Here is a 26,196-nt window from a genome sequence, read left to right as displayed (position 1 = left end):
GTATTTTACAGCGTGCGCGACATCCGAATGTACTGCACTTCTTTTTTATAAAACGTCTCACCCTCTGGGGCAAAACCGAAGCGCGTATAAAACCCTGCCGCCGAAGTTCTGGCGTCCAGCGTGACCGTTTTCACCCCGTCCTGCATCAACTTATCCAGCACCGACTGAAACAGAAAACCGCCAAACCCCTGCTGCTGATACGCCTGCAAAGTGGCGAATTTGCGGATCTGGCAACGCTTCTCACCGATGATGAACACCGACAGGCAACTCACCACCTGAGCATTGAACAGCGCGCCAAAATGTGCGGCGCTTTCGTCGCCCTCCACGCGTGAAGCATTGCGCTCCAGATGCGGCCACAGTACCGCCTGGCGAATATCCAGACATTGCTCTAACGTAATAGTGGCGAAATTCACGGGTTCTCTCTCCCTTTAATGGGGCTTCCGGGCAATATAAGCGTGCAGGGGCGATTATTCATAAATCGTTGCAAATTGATTACTCTGAAAGCCGCCGCTGCGTTATCCGATCCGTTTTGCAATTTTAATAAAATTAATCAATAGGTTGCTTAATTTTTGCTTGCGCGTAACGGGAAACAAAACGTGATCTAACGCACATTTCATCCCCCAGAGATCGAAGCGAATGTCTACGCTTTATAGATAGCCGGGACACACCCGTCATTTTTTACGACGACATCCGGAGGCCAGAGCCACTATGTTCAACCAGAAACTACAAAGCGCAGAAAACGTCGAGTTTATCATCGAAGAAGAGCTTCTCTATGAAACCGATCCGTGCGAGTTAAAACTGGATGAAATGATTGAAGCGGAGCCGGAACCCGAAATGATCGAAGGGCTGCCGGCGTCCGATGCGCTGACGCCTGCTGATCGTTACCTTGAATTGTTTGAACACGTGCAGTCGTCACGTCTCTTTGCCGACAGCAAAACCTTCCCCGACTGTGCGCCGAAACGGGATCCGCTCGACATTCTGATTCGCTATCGCAAAATTAAACGCAAACCCGAGTTCGACCTGAAGCAGTTCGTGAAAGCGCATTTCTGGCTGCCGGAAAACACGACTAAAGAGTATGTTTCCAATCCGGAGCATTCGCTGAAAGAGCATATCGACAATCTGTGGCCGGTGCTGACCCGCGAGCCACAGGATCATATTCCGTGGTCATCGCTGCTGGCGCTGCCGCAGGCATACATTGTGCCGGGCGGTCGATTCAGAGAGACCTACTACTGGGACTCTTACTTCACCATGCTGGGGCTGGCGGAGAGCGGCCGTGACGATCTGCTGCGCTGTATGGCCGATAACTTCGCGTGGATGATCGAACGCTACGGCCATATTCCGAACGGCAACCGGACTTACTATCTGAGCCGTTCGCAGCCGCCGGTTTTCGCTCTGATGGTGGAACTGTTCGAAGAGGATGGCGTGCGCGGCGCGCGGCGCTACCTTGAACATCTGCTGATGGAGTACGCTTTCTGGATGGATGGCGCGGAATCGCTGGTGCTGAACCAGGCTTACCGCCATGTCGTGCGGATGCCGGACGGTTCGCTGCTTAACCGTTACTGGGACGATCGCGATACGCCACGAGACGAATCCTGGCTGGAGGACGTGGAAACCGCCCGCCACTCCGGTCGCCCGGCGAATGAAGTTTATCGCGACTTGCGCGCAGGTGCCGCCTCCGGCTGGGATTACTCTTCCCGCTGGCTCCGTGACGCGCACCGGCTGGCGAGCATTCGCACCACGCAGTTTATTCCCATCGATTTGAACGCCTTTCTGTTCAAACTGGAAAGCGCGATCGCCAATATTTCCGGGCTGAAAGGCGATCGCGAGCGTGAAGCGGAATTCCGCCAGAAAGCGAGCGATCGCCGGGCGGCGGTTAACCGCTATCTGTGGGATGAGGAGAATGGCTGCTACCGCGATTACGACTGGCGCCGAGAAGAGATGGCGCTGTTCTCCGCCGCCAGTATCGTGCCGCTGTACGTCGGTATGGCGACGCATGAACAGGCGGATCGGCTGGCAGAATCGGTGAAAAATCGTCTGCTCACACCTGGCGGCATTCTGGCGACGGAATATGAAACTGGCGAACAGTGGGATAAACCCAACGGCTGGGCGCCATTACAGTGGATGGCGGTGCAGGGCTTTAAGCTTTACGGTAACGACGCGCTGGGTGACGAGATCGCCCGCAGTTGGCTGAAAACGGTGAATCACTACTACCAGAATCACCACAAGCTGATCGAGAAGTACCATATTGCCAGCAGCACACCGCGCGAAGGGGGCGGGGGGGAATACCCGTTGCAGGACGGTTTCGGCTGGACAAACGGCGTGGTGCGCCGGTTAATCGGGCTGTACGGCGAGCCGTAATGCTCGCCGCCTTTCGTTAATTGCGCCATCGGGCTAAACGCCTGATGGCGCTTCGCTTATCAGGCCATCTTAATTGATGGCGTTATAAATGGCGGTCTGAATATCCGCCCACTTACGGTTTTCGTCACCCGGCTCTGCCTGGTAACGCAACTGCGCCTGTTCCATCTCATAACGCTGACGCTCAACCACCGGTTTTATGGTGCAAAATGCCCGTAAATAACTTTTCCCGATCGATGACAACCCCTTGTTATTCACCGCCATTTCATGGGTCAACGTGCTGATAAACCGACGGCAGGGGCGACTCTCATCCATTTGTATCCGGTAACGCAGCAGCATATCCAGCACCTCGGTATAATTGGCCGCCACCGCCTGCTCCGTCCACGACAGTTTCCAGTTCATTCCGGTACGCAAAAACAGCGACACCACGCGCGTATCGTTACGATCGATTGCCGCGCGGAAGTTGTTCTCGTCGCGCGGCAGCCCCATGCGGCTCAACTCCTCTTTCGGCGAGATTTTTTCCTTATCCTGCGAAATGGGCACCGTAATGCCACTGCCGCGCGCCATCGGTGCCTGAACATCACTGAGGAACAGCCAGAAGCCGCCAATCGCCACGATCAGCGCCACCACGGCCACCGAACCCCATAACATGCTGACAAACAGCTGCTCCCGCTCTTCACGGCTACGTACCGGGCGTTTAGCCGGTCTGTCGATACTGTCACGCATTGGCATCGCATCACCTCCTGCGGCGCGGTCTTTTTTCCGCGCCTGCTCCCAGAAAGCGTCTAAGTTATCGCCCGCCTCGCGCAATATTTCAGCGGGATTAGTTGTGGTGCGCCCCTCTTCCCATGCGCGTTGTACCGGCCCCGTAATCTGCGGATAGTAGCTATCCAGTAAACTGAGTTGACTGGAGGTCAGCGGCTGTCCCGCCACGACCAAAGCGCGCATGTGCCGCACATCGTCGAGGAACGTGTGCAACGTTTTACGCGTTTCCAGATACAGGTTTAATACCGCGTTATCGTTAAACAAACGGGCGTAATGCTGGCTGAACTCTTTTTTATCCACCAGCAACAACGCCAGCTCGCTAAAGCGCATCCCGCTCAAAACATCGTCGCGATCGCCCAGCCGCAGCCAGCGGCGCACATGATCGGCGCCAAACTGCATTTTCAAATGGTTACGCAGTCGTTCCGTATCCGGCCACGCCTGCGCCACCAGCGAGGTGATCATTATCTCCAGCGCGCGCAGTTGCTGCTGAGCGCGCTGCTGCTGGTTCTCCTCCACTTCGAGCGACGTGCTGTAGCTGAGTAACGGCTGCCGGGTGCGCAGATTTTCCAGCGCACTAACAAAGCGGAGCGCGGCAATCAGTTGATTTTCCGTCACGTTCTGCCCGCTCTCATAGCGCGGGACAAGCTGCTGCAAATGACGGAGCTGCAAAGTGAACTGTGTTAATTCCGCATCGTTGAGTTTAAGTCGTTTAGCCACCGCGCCCCAGCCACCCATACTCAGGCGCGCAATATCAAGTTGTTCTAAAAACCAGCGCGGATCTTTACCCTCGTCGAAACGGACATTCAGTAATAACAGAATTTCGACGGACGCCTGGCGAATCACGGCAATGCATTTTTCAAACTGTTCACCCGTATTAACAGGGGCGTTACTTGTCATTATTTTCCTTTAAGTACAACTTAAGAAATAATTATCTGGCCAATGTCAGCGCTGAATTTTTTCTTTAATTACGTGTAGTTAAAAGATAGACCACTTAAGGATTATGATCAGTGATACTGGTTTCAACGCCTAAAAAAAACGGCTGGAGACATTCATCATGCTTATATTTCATACGCCCAGACTGACCTGTTCGCCGCTGTCTGAAGAGGACTGGCCCTTTTTTCTTGCGCTGCAACAGCACCCCGATGTGATGCGTTACGTTTCGGATACCCGCAGTGAACAGGAGATCCGCGCGGCGTTTGACGCCCGTCTACCTGAATGGCACCCCGGCAGCCCGCACTGGCTCTGTTTGCTGGTACGCGATAACGCCACCAACGCGCCACTGGGGGTGACCGGCTATATCCACCGTGAGGATGATTGCGCCGAAGTGGGGTTCCTGTTTGCGCCGCAAGCGCAGGGCAGAGGTTACGGCCAGGAATCCCTTACCGCCCTGTGTCATTATGCGTTTAACCAGGGCGGTATTCGTCGGCTGGTCGCCACAGTTACCGCCGGGAATCTGGCTTCGCGCCGTTTACTGGAAAAAACAGGGTTTGTACTGGAAGGTGAACTGCGGGAGGCCTGGTGGCTGGCGGGAGCGTGGCATAACGACTGGCTGTTTGGCTTACTGCGCCATGAATATACAGAAAAAGGCTAATTTATCAGCACATCGCACGCCCTTCTGCCAGGCTTAAAGACGTGTTCCGGCAACTGACAGGAGAAGTTATGAAGAAAACTGTGCTCACCCTCTGTGTAGCAACACTGTTCTCCATGACGGCATTCGCCGAAGATTCACCCGGCCTGAAAACCGATAAAGCCCCGCCGCCACCACACAAAATGGAGGATGGCTACCGTGGAATGGAAGATGCGCGAAGTTCCACCATCAAAGACGTAAAAGCCATGCATGACGGCGCATCCGTCTCACTACGCGGCAACCTGGTGAAAAAGGAGAGCGAGGATCGCTACCTGCTGCGCGATAAAACAGGCGAGATAAACGTGGTGATTCCGCTGGCGCTGTTCGACGGCAAATCCGTATCGCCGGATGAACTCGTCGGTATCAGCGGCTCGCTGGATAAAAAGCAGCAGCCCGCGTTTATCCGGGTTACGCATTTTCAGAAACAGTAGCCAATGCGCGCCCGGCAGCCAGAAGCCCGCCGGGCGTCGTTATTTTACAGGAACATACCGCCAGAAACTTCCACGCGCTGCGCGTTCATCCAGCCCAGCTCATCGCTCAGCAACGCTGCCATCGCATCGCCAATATCGTCCGGCAGACCTACGCGCCCCAGTGCGGTTTGCGCAGCGATATACTGATTAATCTGCTCATTATCACGCACCTGGCCGCCGCCAAAATCGGTTTCGATAGCGCCCGGCGCGATGATATTCACTGCAATTCCGCGCGCGCCAAGCTCTTTTGCCTGATAACGGGTCAATACTTCCATCGCCCCTTTCATTGACGCATAAACGGCATATCCTGGCTGGCAAAAACGCGTCAGGCCGCTGGAAACATTAAGAATGCGACCGCCATTTTTCAGCAGCGGCAGCAGATTCTGCGTCAGGAAGAATGGCCCTTTCATGTGGATGTTCACCAGTTGGTCAAACTGCGCTTCGGTGGTTTCAGCAAACGCCGCGCGAATGCCGATTCCGGCATTGTTCAATAAATAATCGAACGTCTCACGCTGCCAGACCTGTTTCAACTGTTCATGGACTTCATGGGTAAAGGCAGCAAAACTCGAAATATCGCCGACGTTCAATTGCAATGCTACAGCTTTCACGCCTTTTTTTTCAATTTCGCGTACGACTTTCTGTGCTTCTTCGGCATTGCTGTTGTAGGTCAGGATAATGCCCGTTCCCTTCGCTGCCAGCTTCAGGGCCGCATTTTTACCCAGCCCACGGCTGCCACCTGTCACTAATGCAATAGGTTGTGTCATAAGGAACCTCGTTTTCGCTGATGTAGAGAGTGAGAAAAGCTTATTAACTGAGACAGAAACAATAAAGATGCTAAATTAAGCTTCACTGTTTCGTTCACGACAACAATAGAGTGTCGACATGGATAAAATTTACGCAATACAACTGTTCATCCGCGTCGCGGAACTGGAGAGTTTTTCCCGGGCGGCGGATTCAATGGGATTACCTAAAGGTAGCGTATCTCGCCAGATTCAGGCGCTGGAAACCCATCTCGGCACCCAGTTGTTGCACCGCACCACCCGCCGGGTACAGCTCACGCAGGACGGCATGGTCTATTACGAGCGGGCAAAAGATCTGTTGGCGAATATGGACGAGCTGGACGGCCTGTTTTTGCACGACCCTTCCAGCATCAGCGGGCGATTGCGCGTGGATATGCCGGTCGGCGTGGCGAAGAATCTGGTGCCGCGCTTGCCCGCTTTCGTGCAGCAGTACCCCGGTATTGAACTGGAGCTGAGCAGCAGCGATCGGCTGGTGGATATCATCCGCGAAGGCTTCGACTGCGTGGTACGCGTTGGTACGCTGAAAGATTCCGGCTTAATCGCCCGCCAGCTGGGTCGGTTATCGGTCATTAATTGCGCCAGCCCCGATTATCTGGCGCGTTTCGGTTACCCGGAAAATCTGGATGATTTGTCCTCTCATGCGTTGGTGCATTACACGGTGAATCTCGGTACGCGTCCGCAAGGTTTTGAAGTCTGGCAGGATAAACAGACGCGGTGGGTAAAAACCGGCGGCATTCTGACAGTCAACAGCACCGAAACCTATCAGGCCGCCTGCCTTGCCGGGCTGGGGATTATTCAGGTGCCTCGTATCGGCGTGCGCGAAGCGCTGCGCGCCGGAAAGCTGGTAGAGATCCTGCCGCAATATCGCGCCGAGCCGATGCCGGTCTCGCTGATTTACCCGCACCGCCGCAATCTCTCCCGCCGCGTACATCTGTTTATGGAGTGGCTGGTGACAGCGCTGAAAGATTATGTCGATTAGCGCCAGGCTATAATTTCCGTTACAGACATATTCAGGAGAAGGAAAAAAGCGCTGATGACGCCGGAAAATCATGAAAAACGCCCGACGCAAGACCTCGACTATGAACCCGTAAGGAAAATGACGGAACAGCCTGCACAGCAGAAGAACGCCACGGAAGGAAAAGTCAGCAGCACGCTGGCGACCGTGACCAGCACGGCGCAAAAACTCCAGCGCCTTCCCGTCATCGCGCACCTGATCCGCGCCGCAGAACGCTTTAATGATCGTATGGGAAACCAGTTTGGCGCGGCCATCACCTACTTCTCTTTTCTGTCGATGATCCCGATTCTGATGGTCTCGTTTGCCGCCGCCGGGTTTGTGCTGGCCTCGCATCCAACATTGTTACAGGACATCTTCGACAAAATTGTGTTGAGCGTCAGCGATCCGACCATGGCGGCAATGCTGAAGAACACCATCAATATTGCCGTACAACAGCGCACTACGGTGGGGATTGTCGGGCTGGCCATCGCCCTCTACTCCGGCGTGAACTGGATGGGCAACCTGCGCGAGGCAATTCGCGCCCAGTCGCGCGATGTCTGGGAGCGTAATGCCCAAGACGCGGAGAAAATCTGGGTGAAATATTTCCGCGACTTTATTTCGCTGATTGGTCTGCTGATAGCCCTGATTATCACGTTGTCGATCACCTCGATTGCCGGTTCAGCGCAGCAGATGATTATCTCGGCGCTCTATCTCGACAATATCGAGTGGCTAAAACCGGCCTGGCGGCTGATTGGCCTGGTGATCTCGATATTCGCCAACTATCTGCTCTTTTTCTGGATTTTCTGGCGCTTGCCGCGTCATCGCCCGCGCAAAAAAGCGCTGATCCGCGGCACCTTTATCGCTGCCATTGGTTTTGAGGTGATCAAAATCGTGATGACCTGGACGCTGCCATCGCTGGTGAAATCGCCCTCCGGCGCGGCGTTTGGTTCAGTCCTTGGGCTGATGGCGTTCTTCTACTTCTTTGCCCGCCTGACGCTGTTCTGCGCCGCATGGATTGCCACCGCGCAATATAAAGGTGATCAGCGCATGCCGGATAAAACCCGCCACTAAATTCGCGATCGGGCTGAGTGAAAATGTAAAATATCAGCCCGTTCTCGCTTTTTAGCATGAAAATCCAGGCCGTAACTTTTATTTAACCGAAAACCAGTTTTATCCACTAATTTATAAAATATGTGAAGCATTTCATGGAAGAGAAATCGCACGTGTGAAAATTATCCGCTTTTTGCGTATTTTTCATGCGATCTGCCGTTTTGTTACAGATTGAAATGTCGCTTTTGCTGTGGCTAATATGGCTGTTCGTTCGCGCAAAAATAAGAAAATTCTATGCAAGCTACAGCTACCACTTTCGACAACGAGCAGGAAAACCCACCGGTAAACTCACGCAATAAAGTCGTCGTTGCTTCTCTGATCGGCACCGCCATCGAGTTCTTCGACTTCTATATTTACGCGACCGCTGCGGTGATTGTGTTCCCGCATATCTTCTTCCCGCAGGGCGACCCAACGGCAGCCACGCTGCAATCGCTGGCGACCTTCGCCATTGCCTTTATCGCGCGTCCGATCGGCTCTGCAGTGTTTGGCCACTTCGGCGACCGCGTTGGCCGCAAAGTGACGCTGGTGGCATCGCTGCTGACCATGGGCATCTCTACCGTGGTGATCGGCCTGCTGCCGGGCTACGAAACGATCGGCGTAATGGCGCCGTTGCTGCTGGCGTTGGCCCGTTTTGGCCAGGGTCTGGGGCTTGGCGGCGAGTGGGGCGGCGCAGCTCTGCTGGCCACGGAAAACGCCCCGCCGCGCAAACGCGCGCTGTACGGTTCTTTCCCGCAGTTGGGCGCGCCAATCGGCTTCTTCTTCGCGAACGGCACGTTCCTGCTGCTCTCCTGGCTGCTGACCGACGAACAGTTTATGAACTGGGGTTGGCGCGTACCGTTTATCTTCTCTGCGGTACTGGTGCTGATCGGCCTGTATGTACGCGTTTCGCTGCATGAAACGCCGGTGTTCGCTAAAGTCGCGGCAGCGAAAAAACAGGTCAAAATTCCGCTAGGTACGCTGCTGACCAAACACGTCCGCGTGACGGTGCTGGGTACCTTTATCATGCTGGCAACCTACACGCTGTTCTACATCATGACGGTCTATTCAATGACGTTCAGCACCTCGCCGCAGGGGCTTGGCATGCCGCGTAATGAAGTGCTGTGGATGCTGATGATGGCAGTGATTGGCTTCGGCGTGATGGTGCCGGTGGCGGGCCTGCTGGCCGATGCGTTTGGCCGTCGCAAAAGCATGGTGATCATCACCACGCTTATCATTCTGTTCGCGCTGTTTGTCTTCCCGCCGCTGCTGGGTTCCGGTAACCCGGCGCTGGTGATGACTTACCTGCTGATTGGCTTAAGCCTGATGGGGCTGACTTTCGGCCCGATGGGCGCACTGCTGCCGGAACTGTTCCCGACCGAAGTGCGTTATACCGGTGCGTCATTCTCCTATAACGTGTCGTCCATTCTCGGCGCGTCCGTGGCACCGTATATCGCCACCTGGTTGCAGGCGAATTACGGCCTGATGTATGTCGGGTTCTACCTGGCGGCCATGGCGGGGTTAACGCTGATTGCACTGCTGCTGACCCACGAAACTAAACACCAGTCGCTGTAATCCTTTCTCCCTCTCGCCACCGGCGAGAGGGTCAATTCTTAATGTTTCATCTGCGTCAAAATCGTCTGGCACTGATTTTGCTCCCCTTCTGAGGGCGAGATCAGCGCCAGCAACGCGGCCGCCGGAGTCACTAACGTCGCCAGCGCCGCGGCTACTGCGCCGCGCGCAATCAGCGGCCCGGCTTTAACCCCGGCCTGCGGATTTTTGAAGCTACCGCGCACATACAACGGCGAGCGCAGCGTCACGATACGAATGCCTTTACTCTCCGGATCGATGGTTAAATCCAGTTGCTCAGAAGCAAAGCTGGCGGTGCCGGTGACATTAATCAGCGCATTTTCAGTGTCGAAAGCGAAGATTTGCGGACGCGCCACGCCGTTCGTCAGATCCAGATTGGCCGCCGCGCAGTTGACCCGCACTTCGTCATCGCCAAACAACTGGCCGATAACATAATTGCCCACGTTCAGGCCGAGGATCTCCATCAAATTGCGGCTCACCAGCCCGTCATTCATCAGCAGCTTGAGATTGCCATTACTGGTGCCGAGCAGCGCGGCGACCGAGTTTCCGACGCCACGAATGTCCGCATCGCCGTTCATCTCGCCGAGTGTTTTTTGCATCAGCTCAACGTTCGGCATCAGTTGTTTTAACTTCAGCCGCCGCGCCTGGATCTCTGCGCGGCCCTGCATCGGTTTTTTATCCCCTTCAAAATGGAGGTTCGATGAGATAGTGCCGCCCGCGAGGCCAAATTTCAGCGGTTGCAGGCGCAGGTCAGCGTTATTAAGGATGATGTGCGTGGAGAGGTCGCTGATGGGCAACGTTGAACCATGCTCAATACGACGGCCTTTAAAGCGGACATCGGCATCCATCACATCCCATTTATCGGTTTCAAAACGATCGTACGGCAGCACTTTGCCCGCTGGTTGCACCGATTTTTCCCCTTTTTGCTGCTCACTGTGTGTGGAGTGCTGTCCCCCTTTGCCGGAATCAACGCCAATGAGCGGCCCCAAATCCGCCAGCCGCAACTGGCGCGACTCGACATCGCCTTCCAGTTTCGGGCGCGGTTTACCGGTGGTGTAATTGAGCGAGCCGTGAATGTCGCTGTCGCCGATATGGCCGTTGAAATCGCGGTAATCAAATGCCGAGCCTTTTTCACTGTCGATCTTCGCCACCAGATGACCGTCGGTCTCGAACGGCGGCGTATCCGGCAACAGCACGCCGGTTAAGTCATACAGGTCGCCCAGCGAATCGCCGCCGAACTTCAGTTGCAGATCGACGCCGCCGATGTTCAGCGGATCATTGACCGTACCAACAAACGCGACGCGGGTATTGCCAGAGCGAAAATCCGCCTGCACCGGGAAAGGCGTTCCTTCGCTACGCAGCGCCAGCATGCCGCCGATTTTCCCCGTCCCGGAGAGCGGCTGTCCGTTGTAGCGCCCTTTTGCCGTCAGGCCAAAGACATAATCGCCCGCTTTCGTTTTACCATCGTTTTTGCCGGTCACTTCGCTAAATGGCAACGGCTTACCGAGTGGATCGACGAGGATCTCGATATCAGCGCGCGTCACCGCATCATCAATGGCAATACGCCCGCGATCGAAGAGAATGTTATCAAGGCGAAATGACCATGAAGAGGGCTGTGCATTCGTCTCTTTATTGGTGTCGCTGGCGAGGGTGAAGGTCCAGTTATTGAGTTTTTCTGAGCGGCGAATAAGGCGGGCATCCGGCTGTTGCAGTTTGATCCACGGCAGATAGACCGTTTTGCTGAGCAGCGCCAGCGGCGCCAGCGTGGCTTCTACACGCGGCAGATGAACCATGGCCACTTCATCAATGCCCGGCGGATTGCCCAGCATAATATCGTCAGCGTGAACATGCGGCCACGGCACCCAACTGCGCCAGCCGGTCTCCTCTTTTTGCCGCTCCCAGACCACGCCCAGATCGCCACGAATGGCAAACGGACGATTCAGTTCGGCGGAGACTTTTTCATTGATGGTGGGTTTCAGGCGGTTCCAGTCGAAAGTGGCGATGATAACGACGGCAACCACAATCAGTAACAGTACGGTGGCTATAACAGCGGTGATCGCTTTACGCGTTTTTGTCATTGTTTCCCTTTCCTCTTAAGCCTTACCTCTCATAAAGATAGTTTAGGCTCACTGAAAGGGCGGAATTACAAATCGAGTATCACATGTTCAAGTCGGGCCAGAGGAACCGGACGCGACAGAAAATAGCCCTGCGCCGCAAAAGCCGGAGACTCCTGCACATCGCGCCACTCTTCGAGGGTTTCAACCCCTTCAACGATAACGCCCTGACAGTAGCGGTTCATCAACTGCAACAGCATGGTGAACAGGTTTTGCCCTTCCGGAGTTTTACGCAGCATGATAAACAGGTCGCGCGCCACTTTGATGTAGTCGTAACGCACTTCGCTCAGCGCCGAGAAGTTCGCCATTCCGGTGCCGAAATCATCCAGCCACAGCGGGCCAATTTCGCTGATCGACGCAAAGGTAGAATCCTGCGGTAAACGAATGTGCTCCACCAGTTCAAAACGGATCCACGGCAGCGACTCGACCAGCGCCATCAGTCGCGTATTCTCGCGCATCGCCAGCAGCGTCGGGCCATCGACATTGACCGAAGCCAGCACATCGTTATCAGCGAAGAAAGTGCGCTGTTCTGCCAGCAATTCGACCTGCTCATGTACCACTTCTACGCGCAGGCGCACGGGGATTTGGCTGAAATAACGATCGGGGGCAATTCGCTGATCCGGCTGTGACGGATGCGTCACAATGGTCAATACTTCAACAGCCATCAGACGACCATCGGTTTTATAGATGGGTTGATAAGTATAAGCACGTTCGCATTGCAGCCAATAGCGACGCTCCTCAAGGCTTTCAATGCTCGCTTCAGGAATGTTTAGCCGCTGGATGACCTGCTTTAACTTCATGTCTGGTGTCCTGTCGATGGGGATGAGCTGGAACAACTCGTCAATGGGTTATCGGCGCTACGACTAAGAACTTTATGTCCTGCTTTTCGGCAAAATTAAAAACCAGGATGCAGGAATCTGCGCAGAACAGGGTTTAGCTCAAAAAAATACTGGAACGTTGTTTTAATATGATTGACCGCGCTTCACGCAAAACGCACACTACTGTTAATTTATCTGATCCAGGTTCACGACTATGTCCAGGAAAATTGCCGTTATCGGCGAATGCATGATCGAATTGTCACAAAAAGGCGCAGAAGTTAATCGTGGCTTTGGTGGCGATACCCTTAACACCTCCGTTTATATCGCCCGCCAGGTCAATCCGTCAGCGCTTTCTGTGCACTACGTTACGGCACTTGGCACCGACAATTTCAGCCAGCAGATGCTCGACGCCTGGCAGAGCGAAGATGTCGATACCCGTCTGACGCAGCGTATGGAAAACCGCCTGCCGGGCCTGTACTACATCGAAACCGACAGCACTGGCGAGCGCACGTTCTATTACTGGCGCAACGAAGCAGCGGCGAAATTCTGGCTGGAGAGCGAGCAGTCTGCGGCAATCTGCGAAGAACTGGCGTCATTCGACTATCTCTATCTGAGCGGTATCAGCCTGGCGATTTTAAGCCCGGCCAGCCGCAACAAGCTGCTGTCTCTGATGCAAACCTGCCGCGCCAACGGCGGCAAAGTCATCTTTGATAACAACTACCGTCCGCGCCTGTGGGCCAGCAAAGAAGAGACGCGCCAGGTCTATCAGCAAATGCTGGCCTGCACCGACATCGCGTTCCTGACGCTGGACGATGAAGATCTGTTGTGGGGCGAAAAACCGGTCGAAGAGGTTATCGAACGCACGCAGCGCGCAGGCGTAAAAGAAGTGGTGATTAAGCGCGGCGCAGACTCTTGCCTGGTGGCGATTGCCGGTGAAGCGCTGGTTGAAGTGCCGGCCGTGAAACTGCCGAAAGAGAAAGTGATCGATACAACGGCGGCAGGTGACTCCTTCAGCGCGGGCTACCTGGCCGTACGCTTGACCGGCGGCGATGCCACGGCAGCGGCAAAACGTGGTCACTTAACGGCCAGTACGGTCATTCAGTATCGCGGGGCGATTATTCCGCGCGAAGCAATGCCAAAGTCAGAGTAAAGCTTCTGCCCCCTCTCAACCTTGCGGAAGAGAGAGGGCACACATTACTGCTGCGGCGGGATATCCGACACATCGGTATGCCCGTCGTCACCCGCTGCAGGCGCTGCTGCGGAACCTGCCGGACGCATCACGTCATCCCACGTTGCCTGCAACTCTTTCATGTTGTATTCCGGCTCGCCTTTCGGCTGCATCAGAATCAACGCCATATCCTGCGACAGCTGCTGATGCAGATCCTGATTCAGCATCTCCGGCGTAAGGCCATTTAAGAAGCTCTGGCGCAGCTTTTGGTACTGCTCCGGCGCGATATCCACCACCTGGTTCTGCCACGAGCGCAGCCGCTGGCCGATCAAAATATCGGTATCGGCGCGGGCGTAGGTCGCGAAAAGCTTTTGCAGTTCAAGGTTTTTCTGCGCAATCAGCGCCTTAAACTCCTCTTCCGGCAGACCTTTTTCACGGACTTTCGCCAGTTCACGCGCGATCACACCGACATTGGCGCTGAGCTTGTCGTTTGGCGTATCGACATTAATGGCGCACTGCGCGCGCTGGAACAGCACGCGGCAATCAAAGCCCAGGCCGATCTCTTTGGCGTTATTTTTCGTCAGGTTCTGCTGGATATGCCAGAACAGCGCTTCACGCGCCAAATCTGCACGCCAGTAGCGTTCCAGCGCTGCGGATTCGCGGATTGGCTGCCAGGCGGAATCCCACATAATCGACAATCGATCCTGGGTCACCGACTCGCTCATCAGGCTGACCGCCTGGCGCGGCAGCGGAGAAAGTGTGGCCACCGGCGTTGGCGTCTGGCGTTTACCTTTCAGCTCGCCGAAGGTTTTGCTAATTTGCTCGGCCACCGCGCGGCTGTCCACATTGCCGACCACTACCAGCGTCATCGCGTCCGGCGTGTACCATTTTTCGTAGTACGCTTTCAGCTGTGCCGCATCAATCGGCTCTTTCAGCGTTTCGGCGGGATCGTGTCCCAGCAGCGACGAACCCTTCAGACGGTAGCGCCACCAGCTATCTTTGGTATCCGCAGGCCAGGTTGCCACCATATCGTTACTGGCGAGCGCGTGACTGATGGTGGCAGGCGTAATGGTGAGTTTGCCCGTCGCATCCGCCAGATAGACCAGCGCTTCTTTCAGCAGGTCCGTGCGGTTATTCGGCAGGCTCAGGTTGTACTGCGTGTATTCATAGGAGACCAGCGCCGGCGGCAGCGGGCGTTTAGGGTCGATCCCTTGTTGCCACAGCGAACGAACCTGCGCCGGTTCAAGACTACCGCTGTGGGTCAGCGCGACGCGGGGAATAAAATGGGTGTAGCCGCTCTGCTGCGTACTTTCGGCGAGCGAACCGGTATCAATAGACAGGCGAATTTCAATGCGATCGCTGGGACGCTGCGGCGTGGCCAATACCTGCCACTGAAAACCGTTCGCCAGTGTCCCCTGTTGCCAGGCCGGGTCGGGCTGGAGCGCATCTGCCTGCACATAACCGACAGCTGCCAGCATCAGCAAACCGCCCGTTAACAGTCGAATTTTTGTGCCCTGCATGTGAACCCCTAATCAACATTCCTGGTTAAAAAGTATGCCCGCCAGAAGGAGGCTAAAGAGAGATAAAAACACTTCGCTTTTAGACCGCAGGAAACGCAAAACGTCACAACACGAAGCGAATTTTCCCGAAAACTCATCATGAATGGTAACGGAGACAGGGGTCAATTATGCGCAGGAGCCAGCAGTCCGACAAGGGCTGCTGGCTTAAGTGCTGAAATTACGAGGAGATTTCGCGCGTTTTCGCGGTGCTTGTACGATTATCCAGCGTATCGACAAGCTGTTTTTGATCGAGCTCTTTTACCCATTTAGCCACCACGATCGTCGCCACACCGTTACCGACCAGGTTGGTCAACGCACGCGCTTCGGACATAAAACGGTCGATACCCAGAATCAACGCCAGCCCGGCCACCGGCAGATGGCCGACCGCAGAAAGCGTCGCCGCCAGCACGATAAACCCGCTGCCCGTCACTCCTGCTGCGCCTTTGGAAGAGAGCAGCAACACCACCAGCAGCGTAATCTGGTGGACAATATCCATATGGCTGTTGGTGGCCTGCGCGATAAATACCGCCGCCATCGTCAGGTAAATGGAGGTTCCGTCGAGGTTGAACGAGTAACCCGTTGGGATCACCAGCCCCACCACCGATTTACGGCAGCCCAGCCGCTCCATCTTCTCCAGCATGCGCGGCAGCGCAGACTCCGACGAGGAAGTGCCCAACACAATCAGCAGCTCTTCGCGGATGTAGCGGATAAATTTAAAGATATTGAATCCGGTCACGCGGGCAATCGACCCCAGCACCACCACCACGAACAGGATACAGGTGACGTAGAAGCAGATAATGAGCTGCCCCAGTTGCACCAGCGTACCGACGCCGTATTTACCGATGGTGAAAGCCATCGCGCCGAAAGCGCCAATTGGTGCCAGGCGCATGATCATATTGATGATGCCGAAAATGACCTGCGAGAAGCTTTCAATAACGTTAAAAATCAGCTGGCCTTTGTGGCCCAAACGGTGCAGCGCAAAACCAAACAGCACGGCAAACAGCAGCACCTGCAGGATATTACCGCTGGCGAAGGCACCGATAACGCTGGACGGGATCACATCCAGCAGGAAGTCGATAATCCCCTGCTGTTTTGCCTGCTCGGCATAAACGGCCACGGCTTTTGCATCCAGCGTCGCCGGATCAACGTTCATTCCTGCGCCGGGTTGCACCACGTTAACAATAATCAGGCCGATGATCAGCGCCAGCGTACTGACGACTTCAAAGTACAGAAGCGCAACCGCACCGGTGCGACCTACAGCCTTCATGCTTTCCATACCGGCAATACCGGTAACAACCGTACAGAAGATCACGGGGGCGATGATCATCTTGATGAGCTTCACGAAGCCGTCACCAAGAGGTTTCATCTGCGCCCCGATGTCAGGGTAGAAGTGGCCAAGTAAAATACCGATGGCGATTGCCGTCAGAACCTGAAAGTAGAGACTTTTAAACAGGGAGGTTTTCATAAGGTGTCCTTGAAATTAAAACCTCAGGCTTTTTAGGGCTTTCATTAAGCCTGCGGTTTAAAAATAACACCCGATAAACATGACAGAAATGAACTTACATCAAATCAGAAACAACAATGTTAAAAGTTTGAACTGACTCGCACAACCTCGTAACAATTTAGGATTTTTCAACCCTTTCCGAAGCGGCAAGGTAGCGATGTTCAAACTGATCCGCCGACGTTGCACGATCAAATAAAAAGCCCTGCGCCACTTCCACGCCAGCCGCCACCAGCCACTCCCGCTGCGCCTGCGTTTCTACGCCTTCGGCGATAATGTGCAGCTCCAGGCTACGCGCCAGATGAATGATGGCCGACACCATGCTGTCGTCTTCCGGCAAACCTTCAACAAACATTTTATCGATCTTCAGCATATCCACCGGCAGTGATTTCATATGATGAAGTTGACTCAGACCGGCATAACCCATGCCGAAATCATCCAGCGCAATGCGTACCCCGGCATTACGCAGCGGACGCAGGATCTCCACGGCGGCTTTCGGGTCATCAATATGGCGACTTTCCGTCACTTCAAGGATCATCGTCTGCGGGGCGATTCGGTAGCGATTCAACAGCGCCAGCATGTCCGGTACCATATCGTGATGCAGCAGTTGGATTGCCGAGAGATTGACCGACAGCGGCAACATAATGCCGCGCGACTGCCAGGCGGCCAGCAGACGGCAGGCCTCTTCCAGCACCCAGTAACCAACGGTCACCATCAGGCCGCAGGATTCAATGCGTTCAATCAACCCCTGCGGTAAATCCCAGCTCCCATCAGGCTGGCGAACCCGCAGCAACGCTTCCGCGCTAACCAGTTCACCGCTGTCGATCGCCACCTGCGGCTGAAGCCAGAGCGCAAATTCTCCCTGATCGAGGGCGGTGAGGATATCGCTCTCCTGCGTTAACCGCTGCTGCGCCAGCTCCATCTGCTCAGGATCGAAGAACTGGATCTGGTTTTTCCCTTTACGCTGTGCGCTGGTCACCGCGGACATAGCGCGATGGTAAATCTGCCCGGCGCTCAGATCGCCATAAAACATTGCCACGCCGATATTGGCGTTAGGCCGCAATTGAATACCGTTCAGTGGAACACGTTCATTAATGACAGTGAGTGCTTGCTTACCTAACGTCATCGCATGCCACGGTTCCTGAACGCCGTTGGCAATAATGGCAAAGTCATAACCGCTGACCTGCGCCAACATCATGTGTGGAGAAAGCACCGATTTCAGTTTCTCAACCAGCGTGACCAGCAGTACTTCACGCTGGGATTCCTGCAACACACCGGCGGTGTCGCGCAGCGTTTCGCAGGAGACAATCATCAGCGCCGTCGGCTTTTGCCGGGCCACGGTTTGCTCCAGCATCGCCATCAGGAACGCCTTGTTGGGCAGCTCCGAAACCGGGAAGCGGGTAGACTGGATATTCATCTCTTCAAGCTGGCGCAGCAGCATCTGCTGGTTGCGGTTGTAGTTGCGCACCAGAACGCCGATTTCATCATCAAAGTGGTGGCCGGGCAGCGTTAACTGGTGACCAATGCTTTCCTGCGCGGACAGCGCGTTCAGTTCGGCAGAGAGTTTGCGCAGCGGATGGACGATCAGCCGGTTAATGCACCAGGTGATCGCCACGGTAATCATCAGCGACAAAAGTAAGTAAGTCGTTACTAACATAGAGAGCGTGCTGAGGATAAATTTGTAGGTGCGCCAGGAATCCGCCTGCAACACCAGATACGCCAGCGGCTGCGGGTTCGCCGGACGCTCAAGCGAGTAAATCGGCAGCGTAATCTGGATCGGTAATTCGAAAAAGCGGGTGATGGTGATCGGCACCGGATGTTCCGCAATAAAGCGTACGCGCAGCGCCTGAAATTGATTCGGCAACACCACATCCGCCCGGCTGACCACGCCCGCCGGTTTAATCTGTTTCAGGATGGTTTCCGCTTCGGGGATATCGGCTTTCAAAATGGCCGCCGAGAGCGGTTCACGCACAGAGCGGGCAATGCTTTCCAGTTGCGTAGCCGTGTTATAGCGATTCTGCTGTAAGAAGTGAAACAGCAAAATAACGCAGAAAATAAAAACAAACACCATGGAAACACAGGCAACCATGGCCATCTGTTTAATGGTTAAAGAACGGCTGACACGCAAAATTACTTCTCCAGAGACACAAAGCCATGAGTTCAGAGCTAACACAGTAAACTCTGACGCCAGAGTATACTCGATCGCAATGCGGTTAGATAAACGGGCTGATAGATCGTTTTCGCGGGCGAAACAACGGCAGAAAAGGAAGATAACAGTTTGAATATCTGGCGGTTAAGCGCGGTATCGACAGCCTGTCTTTACCGCGTATCCCGCCAGGAATGTTCTTGTATTACCAGTCAGCGTACGGCGTCAACGGCTGCGGAGGCATATCCATATCGCCCTGCCAGCCCGCCATTGAATACCGCACGAACAGAATGCCGTGGCTTGGAGTGTAATCCTTCGCCTGCTGAATATCGATGCCAGCACCAATTGACCAGTGCGATGTGACGCGCCGCTCCACCAGCAACCTTGCGGTATAACCAAAACCATTCGAACTGCTGCCCGCGCCTAAATTATCTTTATCCGCATACATTGCCGTACCGTCCGGGAAGAACTGGTTATCCGGGATCAGGTTCTGCAACGGATAGCGCAGAATCGAATCGGTCTTCGAGTGCGACCACGAGACCGAACCACCCAGCTCCCACGACCAGTTTTCCGTGCGTTTGCGCCAGTTGACCGGCAAAGCAAAGGAGAGGTATTGCTGCGGACTGTAGTAACCGCCCTGGCCGAGCGAATAACCGCTCAGATCTTTATCGTAGTGCCACAACATATTGTTGACGCCAATGGTCAACCGCTCGTTGTTTTTGTTGATCAGCTTGTAGTAGTAACCGGTCATCCAGCGAACGCGCCAGTTATCTTCGACGTTTTTACCAGTGAGAGTGTCGGCGTTCAGGCTCGACCAGACGCCGTTAGCTTCACCTTTATCGTAACTGATGCTGACCCCGCCGCCGGTCGCGCGTACGCCGCCCCAGGTGGTGCCGGTATTCGGGTCTTTCTGCCCGGCAAAGGCCAGCAGTGAGCTGGAGATCGGACGCCGGTGCGCGTTAACGGTATAACCAATGGGGCCGAGATCGCTGCTGTAACTCACGCCGCCGACCACATCGACCACATCAAATCCCATCGGCGTGGTGCCGATATCTGCCGCCCAGGTACGGTTTTGCCAACCGACGGCAACGCTCGCGCCGTTCGCGGTCTGGCTGGTGCTGCCGCTACACGGTGTAGCGGAACATGTCCCCCATGTTGGATCGTAAGTGCCATTGGTGGTGGCAAAACTCCCGGCATCCATATTGACGACGTCGGTACGGAAAAACATGCGCCCGTCCGATAGCGGCGCATCAACCTGCAACATGGTGGTATGCGCTTTCAGGTCAGAATAACCGCCCGTGCCGCTGGAACCCCAGTAGTCATGTTGCAGGGTGGCGTTAACATCTTGCTGGCGGTAAAGATCCGCCGCATCGCTGCGCACGCCGCGCTTCAGCCAGTCATCTTTTTCATCGTTGCGCGTCAGTTGGGTAAAGCTGTCGTTATCCGCCGGGCGCGTGGTGGTAATACCGGAGGCAACCATCGCATCTTTCCAGATTTCCAGCGCCTGCTGCGGTTCGCCATTTTGCGCTTCGAAACGAGCGGCATCGCGCAGTACCAGCGCATTCTCCATGGATGGCGGCCGGGATTTAGCCTGCGGTACAAGCGCACTGAAAGCCTGCTGCGCGCTGGCGCTATCACCAAGCGACGCCTGCATCAGCGCAATCCGCCGCTGGGTATTGATGGAACGCGGCTGCGCCGCTGTCGGCGCAGGCAGTTTTGCCAGTTGATCGCGCGCCGCCATCTTATTGCCTTCTGCGGTATACACTTCCGCAAGGCCAAGTAATGCGTCCTCATTGGCCGGTTCACGGTCAAGTACGCGCTGGTAATATTGCCGCGCCGCGCTGAAGTCACCGCGCTGCTGCGCCCAGTCAGCCAGTGTTGAATCAATACGCGTGGAAGCGGGTTGCTGGTTTAAGAAGGCAATCGCCTGCACTTCGTCGCCGTTGTCCCGTAGCCTGTTCGCCTTCTCCAGTAACTGGTTGGCTTGCAGCCGGTCGGCCAGCTCCTGAATATTGCTGTTCCATTTTGCTTTCGGTAGCCCGTTGAGATGGTTCAGCGCCGCCAATTCCTGATTGTTGCCCGACAGATAGAGCCCGTAGGCAAAGACCTGCTCCGGATCGTCCGGCTTTTGCACAGCCAGCTGGCTCATCAGCGAATCGGCTTCGCCACGCCTTCCGGACTGGCGTAAATCACTGGCCAGTCGATAAGTTATCCAGACGTCGCCGGGCGAGAGTGCCAGCCGTTTACGTTGCAACTCCGCTGCCTGCGCCCATTGACCCTGGTTTTCCAGCGCTTCGGCCTGCTGCGACAGACGATCGTTGGTCATGCCGCGTTCAATATCATCAATGCTGCGCCGCTGGCTGGCGGAGAGCGACTGAATAAAACGTTCGGCTTTCTCCGGCGACTGGGCGCGGTAAATGTTCGCCAGACCGCGCACCGCGTTGCTGTTGCCGCTGTCCATGCGCAATGCCTGACGATAGAAACCCTCTGCCGCCGCGTTATCCTTGCGCGCCACCGCCGCATCGCCGAGGCCCAGCACCGCATAGCTGTCGGTGTTATCAATGCTGCGTGCTTGCTGGTAAAGCCGCTCGGCCTGCGCCGGATTATTGGCTTTCAGCGCCGCATCACCCTGCTGGATCAGCAGCCAGTAGCGGTTCACTTTCAGCAAACTTTCCCATTTGCTGCGGCTGCCGCTCGTTGGATCCATGGCGATGGCTTTCTCAAACTGCGTGACCGCACGGGCGCGATCGCCCCGCTGAGAATATGCCTGCCCCAGCGCGCCCACGGCTTCACTGTCGTTATGGTTAGCGTTAACCGCTTGCTGCAATTCCCCCACCGCCTGCGCACCTTTACCGGCATCCACTGCCGCAAGACCCGTGGCGCGAGCGCGAAACGCCGGATCGGCCATCTGTTTTTGCTGCGTAGCCAGCAGCGTACGCGCGCTGTCAACGGCATCGCCCGTACTGAAGATCGTCAGAAAATGCTGCAACGCTTTCACGCTGGCATCACTGACCGGCATGTTCTGAAGTTGCTGATACCAGAGTGTGGCAGCAGCATTGCGTCCATTACTCGATTTCGCCATCTGCTCCAGCACAGCATAGCCTTCCGCGTCATGACCATCGGCAAACAGCAACTGCGCCAGCGAGTTTTGCAACTGATCGTTGCCGGGATAACGGGCGTTCAGCCGTTTCAACTGATTCACGGCTTCCGCACGGCGCGCCGGGACTTTCGACACCAGTACCCAGTACTCGACCGCCAAATCGCCATCCGGCGTATGACCTTTAAACAGCGCATCGTAGGCGGCAATTGCCTCCTGCGTATGCCCGGTGGTGGCCTGCAAACGCGCCTGCTGCAACGCCTGACGCCCCTCCGCCGTGGAGAGCGACATCGCAAGCAGAGAGGACTGGTAAGCCGCGGATTCCGGTGCCAGTTGCTTCATCCGATCGAGCTGCTGCTGCGCGCCGGCATTGTCGCCCTGTCGCAGCAAATAGCGGAAACGGGCGGCAATCACCTCCGGGTTGTTCGGATCGATCAGTTCAAGGCGATAGAGAGACTGACGAACTAAATCTTCGCGTTTGGTTGTTTCCCCCAGGCGCACCTGATCCAGCAACTGTTGCTGCGCGGCGGTATCCGCCGCGCGCGCGGCTGGTGCCAGCGCGAGGCCAAGTGAGAAACAGAGAAGACTTACTGTGAACTTACGCATTCCTGGCCCCAGTCAGGTTGTAACTCACCACGAGGGGTGAAACGAAAACGGTGCTCATCCCACCCTTGTCCAAACAGGGTGAGAACATAGCTGTAGTAGGCATCGTCACCGGGAAAATGGTCTGCGACGTTCTGCCGCTGCCGGGCCTGGGCATCACGATCCTGTAAAAATGGCAACAGTGCCGCGGCAAAACCGACCGGCCCGTTACCCTGGATCTTGCCGGTCGCTATATCCACTTTTTCCGGGGGCACGTTATTTTTCTTTGTGACCGTCGCCATCGGTTTAAACTTCGCCAGCAACCGCGCTTTCTGCGTGTCGTTGTCATTCAGCATGCCAGCCCACAAATAGACGCGAATCGCATCGTAGCTTCCGATCAGCGTCTTTTCGCTTTTAAGTTGCCAGCCCTGCCCCTTTTGATAGCGCACCCAGTCCGGCGAAAAGCCTTTTGGCGCGGTCTCCAGCAACAGCCGCAGATTGGTTTCGCGCAGCGTTGTCCAGGGCGCGCCGAAACGGGTGAAATAGCTCGCCAGTTGCGGCGGCAAATAGCTGGGGTTAAAACGCCATGCGCTGTCATCGGCAAAGCCGATTTTTCCCGGCAGCAACATCAACCCAAGCTCTGGCACCTTCACCACCTCTTCTTTGGCGATGCGATCTAACAGCGCTTCCCCCAGGCGGGTGTAAGCATCGTTTTTCCACAAGCGCCCGGCTTCCAGCAGTGACCAGGCGATCCAGAGATCGGCATCGGAAGCCGAGTTGGTATCCAGCACCGTCCAGCTCTCTTCGTCTTTTTTCCCCCACAGCCAGGCAGGAAGATGGTCGCTGAGCGAGCCTTGCGCCAGGTTGTTTTGCGTCCATTGCAGCAGGTTATCGAATGCCTTGCGATCGTTGGCGGCCAGCGCGAAGAACATCGCATAGCTTTGCCCTTCCGATGTGGTGATTTTGCGCGCATCGCTTGGGTCCACCACCCGTCCGCCATCGCTGATATAGGCCTGTTTAAAATGCTCCCAGGCAGGCCAGGTGCAGGCGGCGCGCGTACTCATCGCCGCCAGCATCAGCGCCATCATCACCACCCAACGTAGCGCCTTCATTACTGATTACTCATGGTCCGAATCAAGGCGGCGGCGGCTGATAATCCGCAGCAAGCGCCACAGTACCCATGCCAGCAATACAACGCTGACCGCAGCCAGAATGGCCAGCAGTACCGGGTGGTTCGCCAGCGCATACCAGATACGCTCAAACCACGGCAAGTGACCGACATAGTAAACATCGCCCACGCGCAGACCGTTAACACCGGATTCACGGATCACCGTCACTGAACCAAAAATCGCCGCGCGTTTACCGCTGTCGTTCATGGCATTGTTCAGCAGTTCGTAGCCGCGCGGGCTGTCCGCCAGCAACGCCACAACGCTGCGCTGATCGTTAAATGGCGACTGGAAGCTAATCACTGCCGCCATTGGGCCATCGGAACTGACTGCCGTTTTCGTATCGGCTTTGCGGTCGGCGGCATCCGTTTCACTCGCCATGAATGGCGACTGGCGCAGCGGCGTTTTCACCCAGCTTTGCGTCGCATTCACCAGCAGGTCGATCTTCTCGTCATTCTTCAACGGTTGCGGAATCGAGCCGATGATCATGATGTCGGCATCTTTGCCCTGCAGCTGGCTGGCATCGCTGGTCAGTTGCATATTAATGGCCGGGAAGCCGGTTTGCGCGCCGATGGTGCCAAGCGTATCCAGCAGCGTACCAACCTGTGCTGGCGTCGGCTGCACCGGAGTGACAATGAGGGTTTGCGACAGATCCGCCATCCGGCTAAACGGGAAGCCTGCGTTAGCAAAGGCACGCAGATCCGGCATGGCGATAAAGTGGTAATACTTCGAGAAATCGATAGTTGAGTCGTCGCCAATCACCACGCGGTTCGGTACTTGCTGGAACGTCACGCAGTTATCGATGCTGCCGCCCGGCATGGGATTCATATACTGGAAGTCGAAGCGCAACTGGTTGACCGCCCCCAGTTTCAGCGCCGGAATCGACACATCCGTTTTGCTGTCCAGCAGACCTTGCAGTACCGGCAGGCGCAGCAACAGACGGTTCGTGTCCTGGTTGCTGGTCAGGTTGAAATATTGCAGGAACTGGTTATTCAGGCTGATATCCATGCGCGAGCTATCTTTGGTCAACGGCGCGGTATAACGATAGTTGAGATTCATATCGATACCGGTGCTGCGCAGCAGATAGAGGTCCGGCGGCAAGTTCAGCGACACGTTGATGGACGACGGCTCCAGCCCGGTGGACTGCAACTGTTCCTCATAGGTTTTCAGCTCGCCGAAGGTCACCGGGCGGTCAGTACGCACCCAGTTCGGCGCGTCATACGGCTGGCGAGCCAGCAGCGGCTTAACGTCATCCACCGTGACGCTATCGCCACGGAACAGCACGTTCCCCTGAGCGATACCTTTTGCCGCCTGCAACAGATCCTTATCGTCACGCCCCATCACGATCAGCAACTTCACATACGGGTTATCCGGATGGTTGATCATGCTGATGGTCGGCCCTTTCACCGCAGGCGCATCACGCAGGAAATCCGGGCGTTTATCGTTAGTGGCGAAAACAATAGCATTACGATCCGGCAGACTGTTGTAAGAGACCGGGAAAGTCTGGCCGCGCCAGCCGGCACGTGAACCGAACCACGAAGCGATGATCGCCGCAGCCTGCTGCTGCGCGATATCCGGAGCACCGGCAAAGATCATCGGCAGGGTTAAAGCCCGATTATCACGCGGGTCGAAGAACGGCACCGGGAAGTGTGAGAGATCGTTTTTCAGCGGCAAACTTTGGTAGGTCATCTCCAGCGAACTGCTGCGACCGATATCCAGCCACAGCGTGCTGCTGGCTGGATTTTCACAAACATCACGATAGTGGCCGACAAACTCCAGCCGCACGCGGTTGAAATCGCTAATAAACAGCGGGTTGATCGGCACCTGCGCCAGCGTTTTCTTACCGAGCTGCTCTTTGGTGACCGGCAAAACGCCCATCAACTCATCATTCAGATAGACCTTTAACTGGGATTGTACCGGCAACAGCGATGGCGATGGCGTGTACTCAAGGTTCAATACCGCTTTTGACACCACTTCGTCGCTACGAACGCCAAACTCAACGCCACCGTCCGGGTTAATGCCGCGCAACACCATGCTGCCCGGCGGCGGTGCGATCTGCGCGAAGGTGAGTTTGACGTCGCGGGATGGCGAATCTGCCGCCACCACTGGCGCATTAGCGCCTGGCAGGCCCGGCATCACCTGGCCCACAACATTCCCTGCGGTCGGCGTTGTTGGCGTTAGCGATTCAGCTTGCTGCGGTGCAGGCGTTGCAACCGGATCCGTAGCCGGTGCGACAGCCGGGACATTAGGCGCCGGAAGCGAGGGCGCGGCAGAAGTCATCATCGGAGTCAGGGCGCTTACCCCTACCGCCACAGCACAAATCCAGGAAAGTTTTCTTTTCATCGCGTTTTCATCATT

18 protein-coding genes are annotated in these 26,196 nt (G+C 55.7%); 7 read left to right on the top strand and 11 right to left on the bottom strand.

All coding sequences use genetic code 11. The features are described 5' to 3' along the window. Positions 1 to 5: 5 nt before the first annotated feature. Positions 6 to 413, bottom strand: a complete 408-nt coding sequence (locus CWM66_RS14220; RefSeq protein ID WP_007369606.1) for a GNAT family N-acetyltransferase — start codon at positions 411 to 413, stop codon at positions 6 to 8. 295 nt (positions 414 to 708) lie between these two features. Between CWM66_RS14220 and CWM66_RS14215 the strand changes: the two genes are divergently transcribed. Next, positions 709 to 2,358, top strand: a complete 1,650-nt coding sequence (locus CWM66_RS14215) for an alpha,alpha-trehalase (protein WP_007369604.1) — start codon at positions 709 to 711, stop codon at positions 2,356 to 2,358. A 69-nt stretch (positions 2,359 to 2,427) separates the two neighbouring features. Here the strand turns inward: CWM66_RS14215 and CWM66_RS14210 are convergent, their stop codons facing one another. Then, the gene (locus CWM66_RS14210; protein ID WP_007369603.1) at positions 2,428 to 4,017 is read right to left on the bottom strand and encodes an STY4199 family HEPN domain-containing protein; all 1,590 of its coding nucleotides are present in this window, start codon (positions 4,015 to 4,017) and stop codon (positions 2,428 to 2,430) included. 157 nt (positions 4,018 to 4,174) lie between these two features. Between CWM66_RS14210 and CWM66_RS14205 the strand changes: the two genes are divergently transcribed. After that, positions 4,175 to 4,711 carry a GNAT family N-acetyltransferase gene (locus CWM66_RS14205; protein ID WP_007369602.1) on the top strand — a complete coding sequence of 179 codons (537 nt, stop codon included), beginning with the start codon at positions 4,175 to 4,177 and terminating at the stop codon, positions 4,709 to 4,711. Positions 4,712 to 4,779: 68 nt separating this feature from the next. Beyond that, complete coding sequence (locus CWM66_RS14200) at positions 4,780 to 5,178, top strand: YdeI family stress tolerance OB fold protein (RefSeq protein WP_007369601.1); 399 nt, start codon at positions 4,780 to 4,782, stop codon at positions 5,176 to 5,178. A 44-nt stretch (positions 5,179 to 5,222) separates the two neighbouring features. Here the strand turns inward: CWM66_RS14200 and CWM66_RS14195 are convergent, their stop codons facing one another. After that, on the bottom strand, positions 5,223 to 5,981 hold the full coding sequence (locus CWM66_RS14195; protein WP_107146807.1) for an SDR family NAD(P)-dependent oxidoreductase: 759 nt from the start codon (positions 5,979 to 5,981) through the stop codon (positions 5,223 to 5,225). Positions 5,982 to 6,099: 118 nt separating this feature from the next. Between CWM66_RS14195 and CWM66_RS14190 the strand changes: the two genes are divergently transcribed. The 3 genes from CWM66_RS14190 (at position 6,100) to CWM66_RS14180 (ending at position 9,672) form a co-directional block, all read left to right on the top strand. After that, positions 6,100 to 6,996: a LysR family transcriptional regulator gene (locus tag CWM66_RS14190; RefSeq protein WP_107146806.1), complete on the top strand. Its 897-nt coding sequence runs from the start codon at positions 6,100 to 6,102 to the stop codon at positions 6,994 to 6,996. A 54-nt stretch (positions 6,997 to 7,050) separates the two neighbouring features. Beyond that, positions 7,051 to 8,082 carry an inner membrane protein YhjD gene (yhjD, locus tag CWM66_RS14185; RefSeq protein WP_007369598.1) on the top strand — a complete coding sequence of 344 codons (1,032 nt, stop codon included), beginning with the start codon at positions 7,051 to 7,053 and terminating at the stop codon, positions 8,080 to 8,082. A gap of 273 nt (positions 8,083 to 8,355) precedes the next feature. Then, positions 8,356 to 9,672 (top strand): MFS transporter, encoded by a 1,317-nt coding sequence (locus tag CWM66_RS14180; protein ID WP_007369597.1) that lies wholly within the window; start codon positions 8,356 to 8,358, stop codon positions 9,670 to 9,672. 38 nt (positions 9,673 to 9,710) lie between these two features. On the opposite strand, the gene CWM66_RS14175 is transcribed toward CWM66_RS14180, so the two are convergent. Then, positions 9,711 to 11,765, bottom strand: coding sequence for an AsmA family protein (locus CWM66_RS14175; protein WP_090397999.1), 2,055 nt, complete (start codon positions 11,763 to 11,765; stop codon positions 9,711 to 9,713). Between the two features lie 65 nt (positions 11,766 to 11,830). Continuing rightward, a complete protein-coding gene (gene pdeH / locus CWM66_RS14170; RefSeq protein ID WP_007369595.1) occupies positions 11,831 to 12,601 on the bottom strand; it encodes a cyclic-guanylate-specific phosphodiesterase in 771 nt (256 codons plus the stop codon). Between the two features lie 232 nt (positions 12,602 to 12,833). Here pdeH and CWM66_RS14165 point away from each other — a divergent pair, with 232 nt between their 5' ends. Continuing rightward, positions 12,834 to 13,769 (top strand): sugar kinase, encoded by a 936-nt coding sequence (locus tag CWM66_RS14165; RefSeq protein ID WP_072439496.1) that lies wholly within the window; start codon positions 12,834 to 12,836, stop codon positions 13,767 to 13,769. Between the two features lie 44 nt (positions 13,770 to 13,813). Here CWM66_RS14165 and CWM66_RS14160 read toward each other — a convergent pair whose 3' ends face one another. The 6 genes from CWM66_RS14160 to bcsB all read right to left on the bottom strand — a co-directional run bounded on the left by CWM66_RS14160 (position 13,814) and on the right by bcsB (position 26,181). Further along, positions 13,814 to 15,307, bottom strand: coding sequence for a pitrilysin family protein (locus CWM66_RS14160; RefSeq protein WP_007369592.1), 1,494 nt, complete (start codon positions 15,305 to 15,307; stop codon positions 13,814 to 13,816). Between the two features lie 217 nt (positions 15,308 to 15,524). Next, complete coding sequence (locus CWM66_RS14155; RefSeq protein WP_007369591.1) at positions 15,525 to 16,811, bottom strand: dicarboxylate/amino acid:cation symporter; 1,287 nt, start codon at positions 16,809 to 16,811, stop codon at positions 15,525 to 15,527. 157 nt (positions 16,812 to 16,968) lie between these two features. Further along, positions 16,969 to 18,975, bottom strand: a complete 2,007-nt coding sequence (hmsP, locus tag CWM66_RS14150) for a biofilm formation regulator HmsP (RefSeq protein WP_208544534.1) — start codon at positions 18,973 to 18,975, stop codon at positions 16,969 to 16,971. Positions 18,976 to 19,198: 223 nt separating this feature from the next. Beyond that, positions 19,199 to 22,696: a cellulose synthase complex outer membrane protein BcsC gene (gene bcsC / locus CWM66_RS14145; RefSeq protein WP_107146805.1), complete on the bottom strand. Its 3,498-nt coding sequence runs from the start codon at positions 22,694 to 22,696 to the stop codon at positions 19,199 to 19,201. Further along, positions 22,678 to 23,784, bottom strand: a complete 1,107-nt coding sequence (gene bcsZ, locus CWM66_RS14140) for a cellulose synthase complex periplasmic endoglucanase BcsZ (protein WP_107146850.1) — start codon at positions 23,782 to 23,784, stop codon at positions 22,678 to 22,680. The genes bcsC and bcsZ overlap by 19 nt, the downstream gene beginning before the upstream one ends. A gap of 6 nt (positions 23,785 to 23,790) precedes the next feature. Beyond that, positions 23,791 to 26,181 (bottom strand): cellulose biosynthesis cyclic di-GMP-binding regulatory protein BcsB, encoded by a 2,391-nt coding sequence (gene bcsB / locus CWM66_RS14135; protein WP_107146804.1) that lies wholly within the window; start codon positions 26,179 to 26,181, stop codon positions 23,791 to 23,793. Between the last annotated feature and the right edge of the window lie 15 nt (positions 26,182 to 26,196).

Origin of the sequence: Kosakonia sp. H7A (assembly GCF_003028445.1) — a bacterium.
GTDB classification, from domain to species: Bacteria; Pseudomonadota; Gammaproteobacteria; order Enterobacterales; family Enterobacteriaceae; genus Kosakonia; species Kosakonia radicincitans.
The sequence above is the reverse complement of the archived record's forward strand: the minus strand, read 5'-3'. Positions and strand labels throughout refer to the sequence as shown.

Excerpts from the sequence above, each read along its gene's own strand:
- CWM66_RS14215 (WP_007369604.1), top strand. The coding sequence starts at position 709 with ATGTTCAACCAGAAACTACAAAGCGCAGAAAACGTCGAGTTTATCATC.
- CWM66_RS14210 (WP_007369603.1), bottom strand. The coding sequence starts at position 4,017 with ATGACAAGTAACGCCCCTGTTAATACGGGTGAACAGTTTGAAAAATGC.
- CWM66_RS14205 (WP_007369602.1), top strand. The coding sequence starts at position 4,175 with ATGCTTATATTTCATACGCCCAGACTGACCTGTTCGCCGCTGTCTGAA.
- CWM66_RS14200 (WP_007369601.1), top strand. The coding sequence starts at position 4,780 with ATGAAGAAAACTGTGCTCACCCTCTGTGTAGCAACACTGTTCTCCATG.
- CWM66_RS14195 (WP_107146807.1), bottom strand. The coding sequence starts at position 5,981 with ATGACACAACCTATTGCATTAGTGACAGGTGGCAGCCGTGGGCTGGGT.
- CWM66_RS14190 (WP_107146806.1), top strand. The coding sequence starts at position 6,100 with ATGGATAAAATTTACGCAATACAACTGTTCATCCGCGTCGCGGAACTG.
- yhjD (WP_007369598.1), top strand. The coding sequence starts at position 7,051 with ATGACGCCGGAAAATCATGAAAAACGCCCGACGCAAGACCTCGACTAT.
- CWM66_RS14180 (WP_007369597.1), top strand. The coding sequence starts at position 8,356 with ATGCAAGCTACAGCTACCACTTTCGACAACGAGCAGGAAAACCCACCG.
- CWM66_RS14175 (WP_090397999.1), bottom strand. The coding sequence starts at position 11,765 with ATGACAAAAACGCGTAAAGCGATCACCGCTGTTATAGCCACCGTACTG.
- pdeH (WP_007369595.1), bottom strand. The coding sequence starts at position 12,601 with ATGAAGTTAAAGCAGGTCATCCAGCGGCTAAACATTCCTGAAGCGAGC.
- CWM66_RS14165 (WP_072439496.1), top strand. The coding sequence starts at position 12,834 with ATGTCCAGGAAAATTGCCGTTATCGGCGAATGCATGATCGAATTGTCA.
- CWM66_RS14160 (WP_007369592.1), bottom strand. The coding sequence starts at position 15,307 with ATGCAGGGCACAAAAATTCGACTGTTAACGGGCGGTTTGCTGATGCTG.
- CWM66_RS14155 (WP_007369591.1), bottom strand. The coding sequence starts at position 16,811 with ATGAAAACCTCCCTGTTTAAAAGTCTCTACTTTCAGGTTCTGACGGCA.
- bcsC (WP_107146805.1), bottom strand. The coding sequence starts at position 22,696 with ATGCGTAAGTTCACAGTAAGTCTTCTCTGTTTCTCACTTGGCCTCGCG.
- bcsZ (WP_107146850.1), bottom strand. The coding sequence starts at position 23,784 with ATGAAGGCGCTACGTTGGGTGGTGATGATGGCGCTGATGCTGGCGGCG.
- bcsB (WP_107146804.1), bottom strand. The coding sequence starts at position 26,181 with ATGAAAAGAAAACTTTCCTGGATTTGTGCTGTGGCGGTAGGGGTAAGC.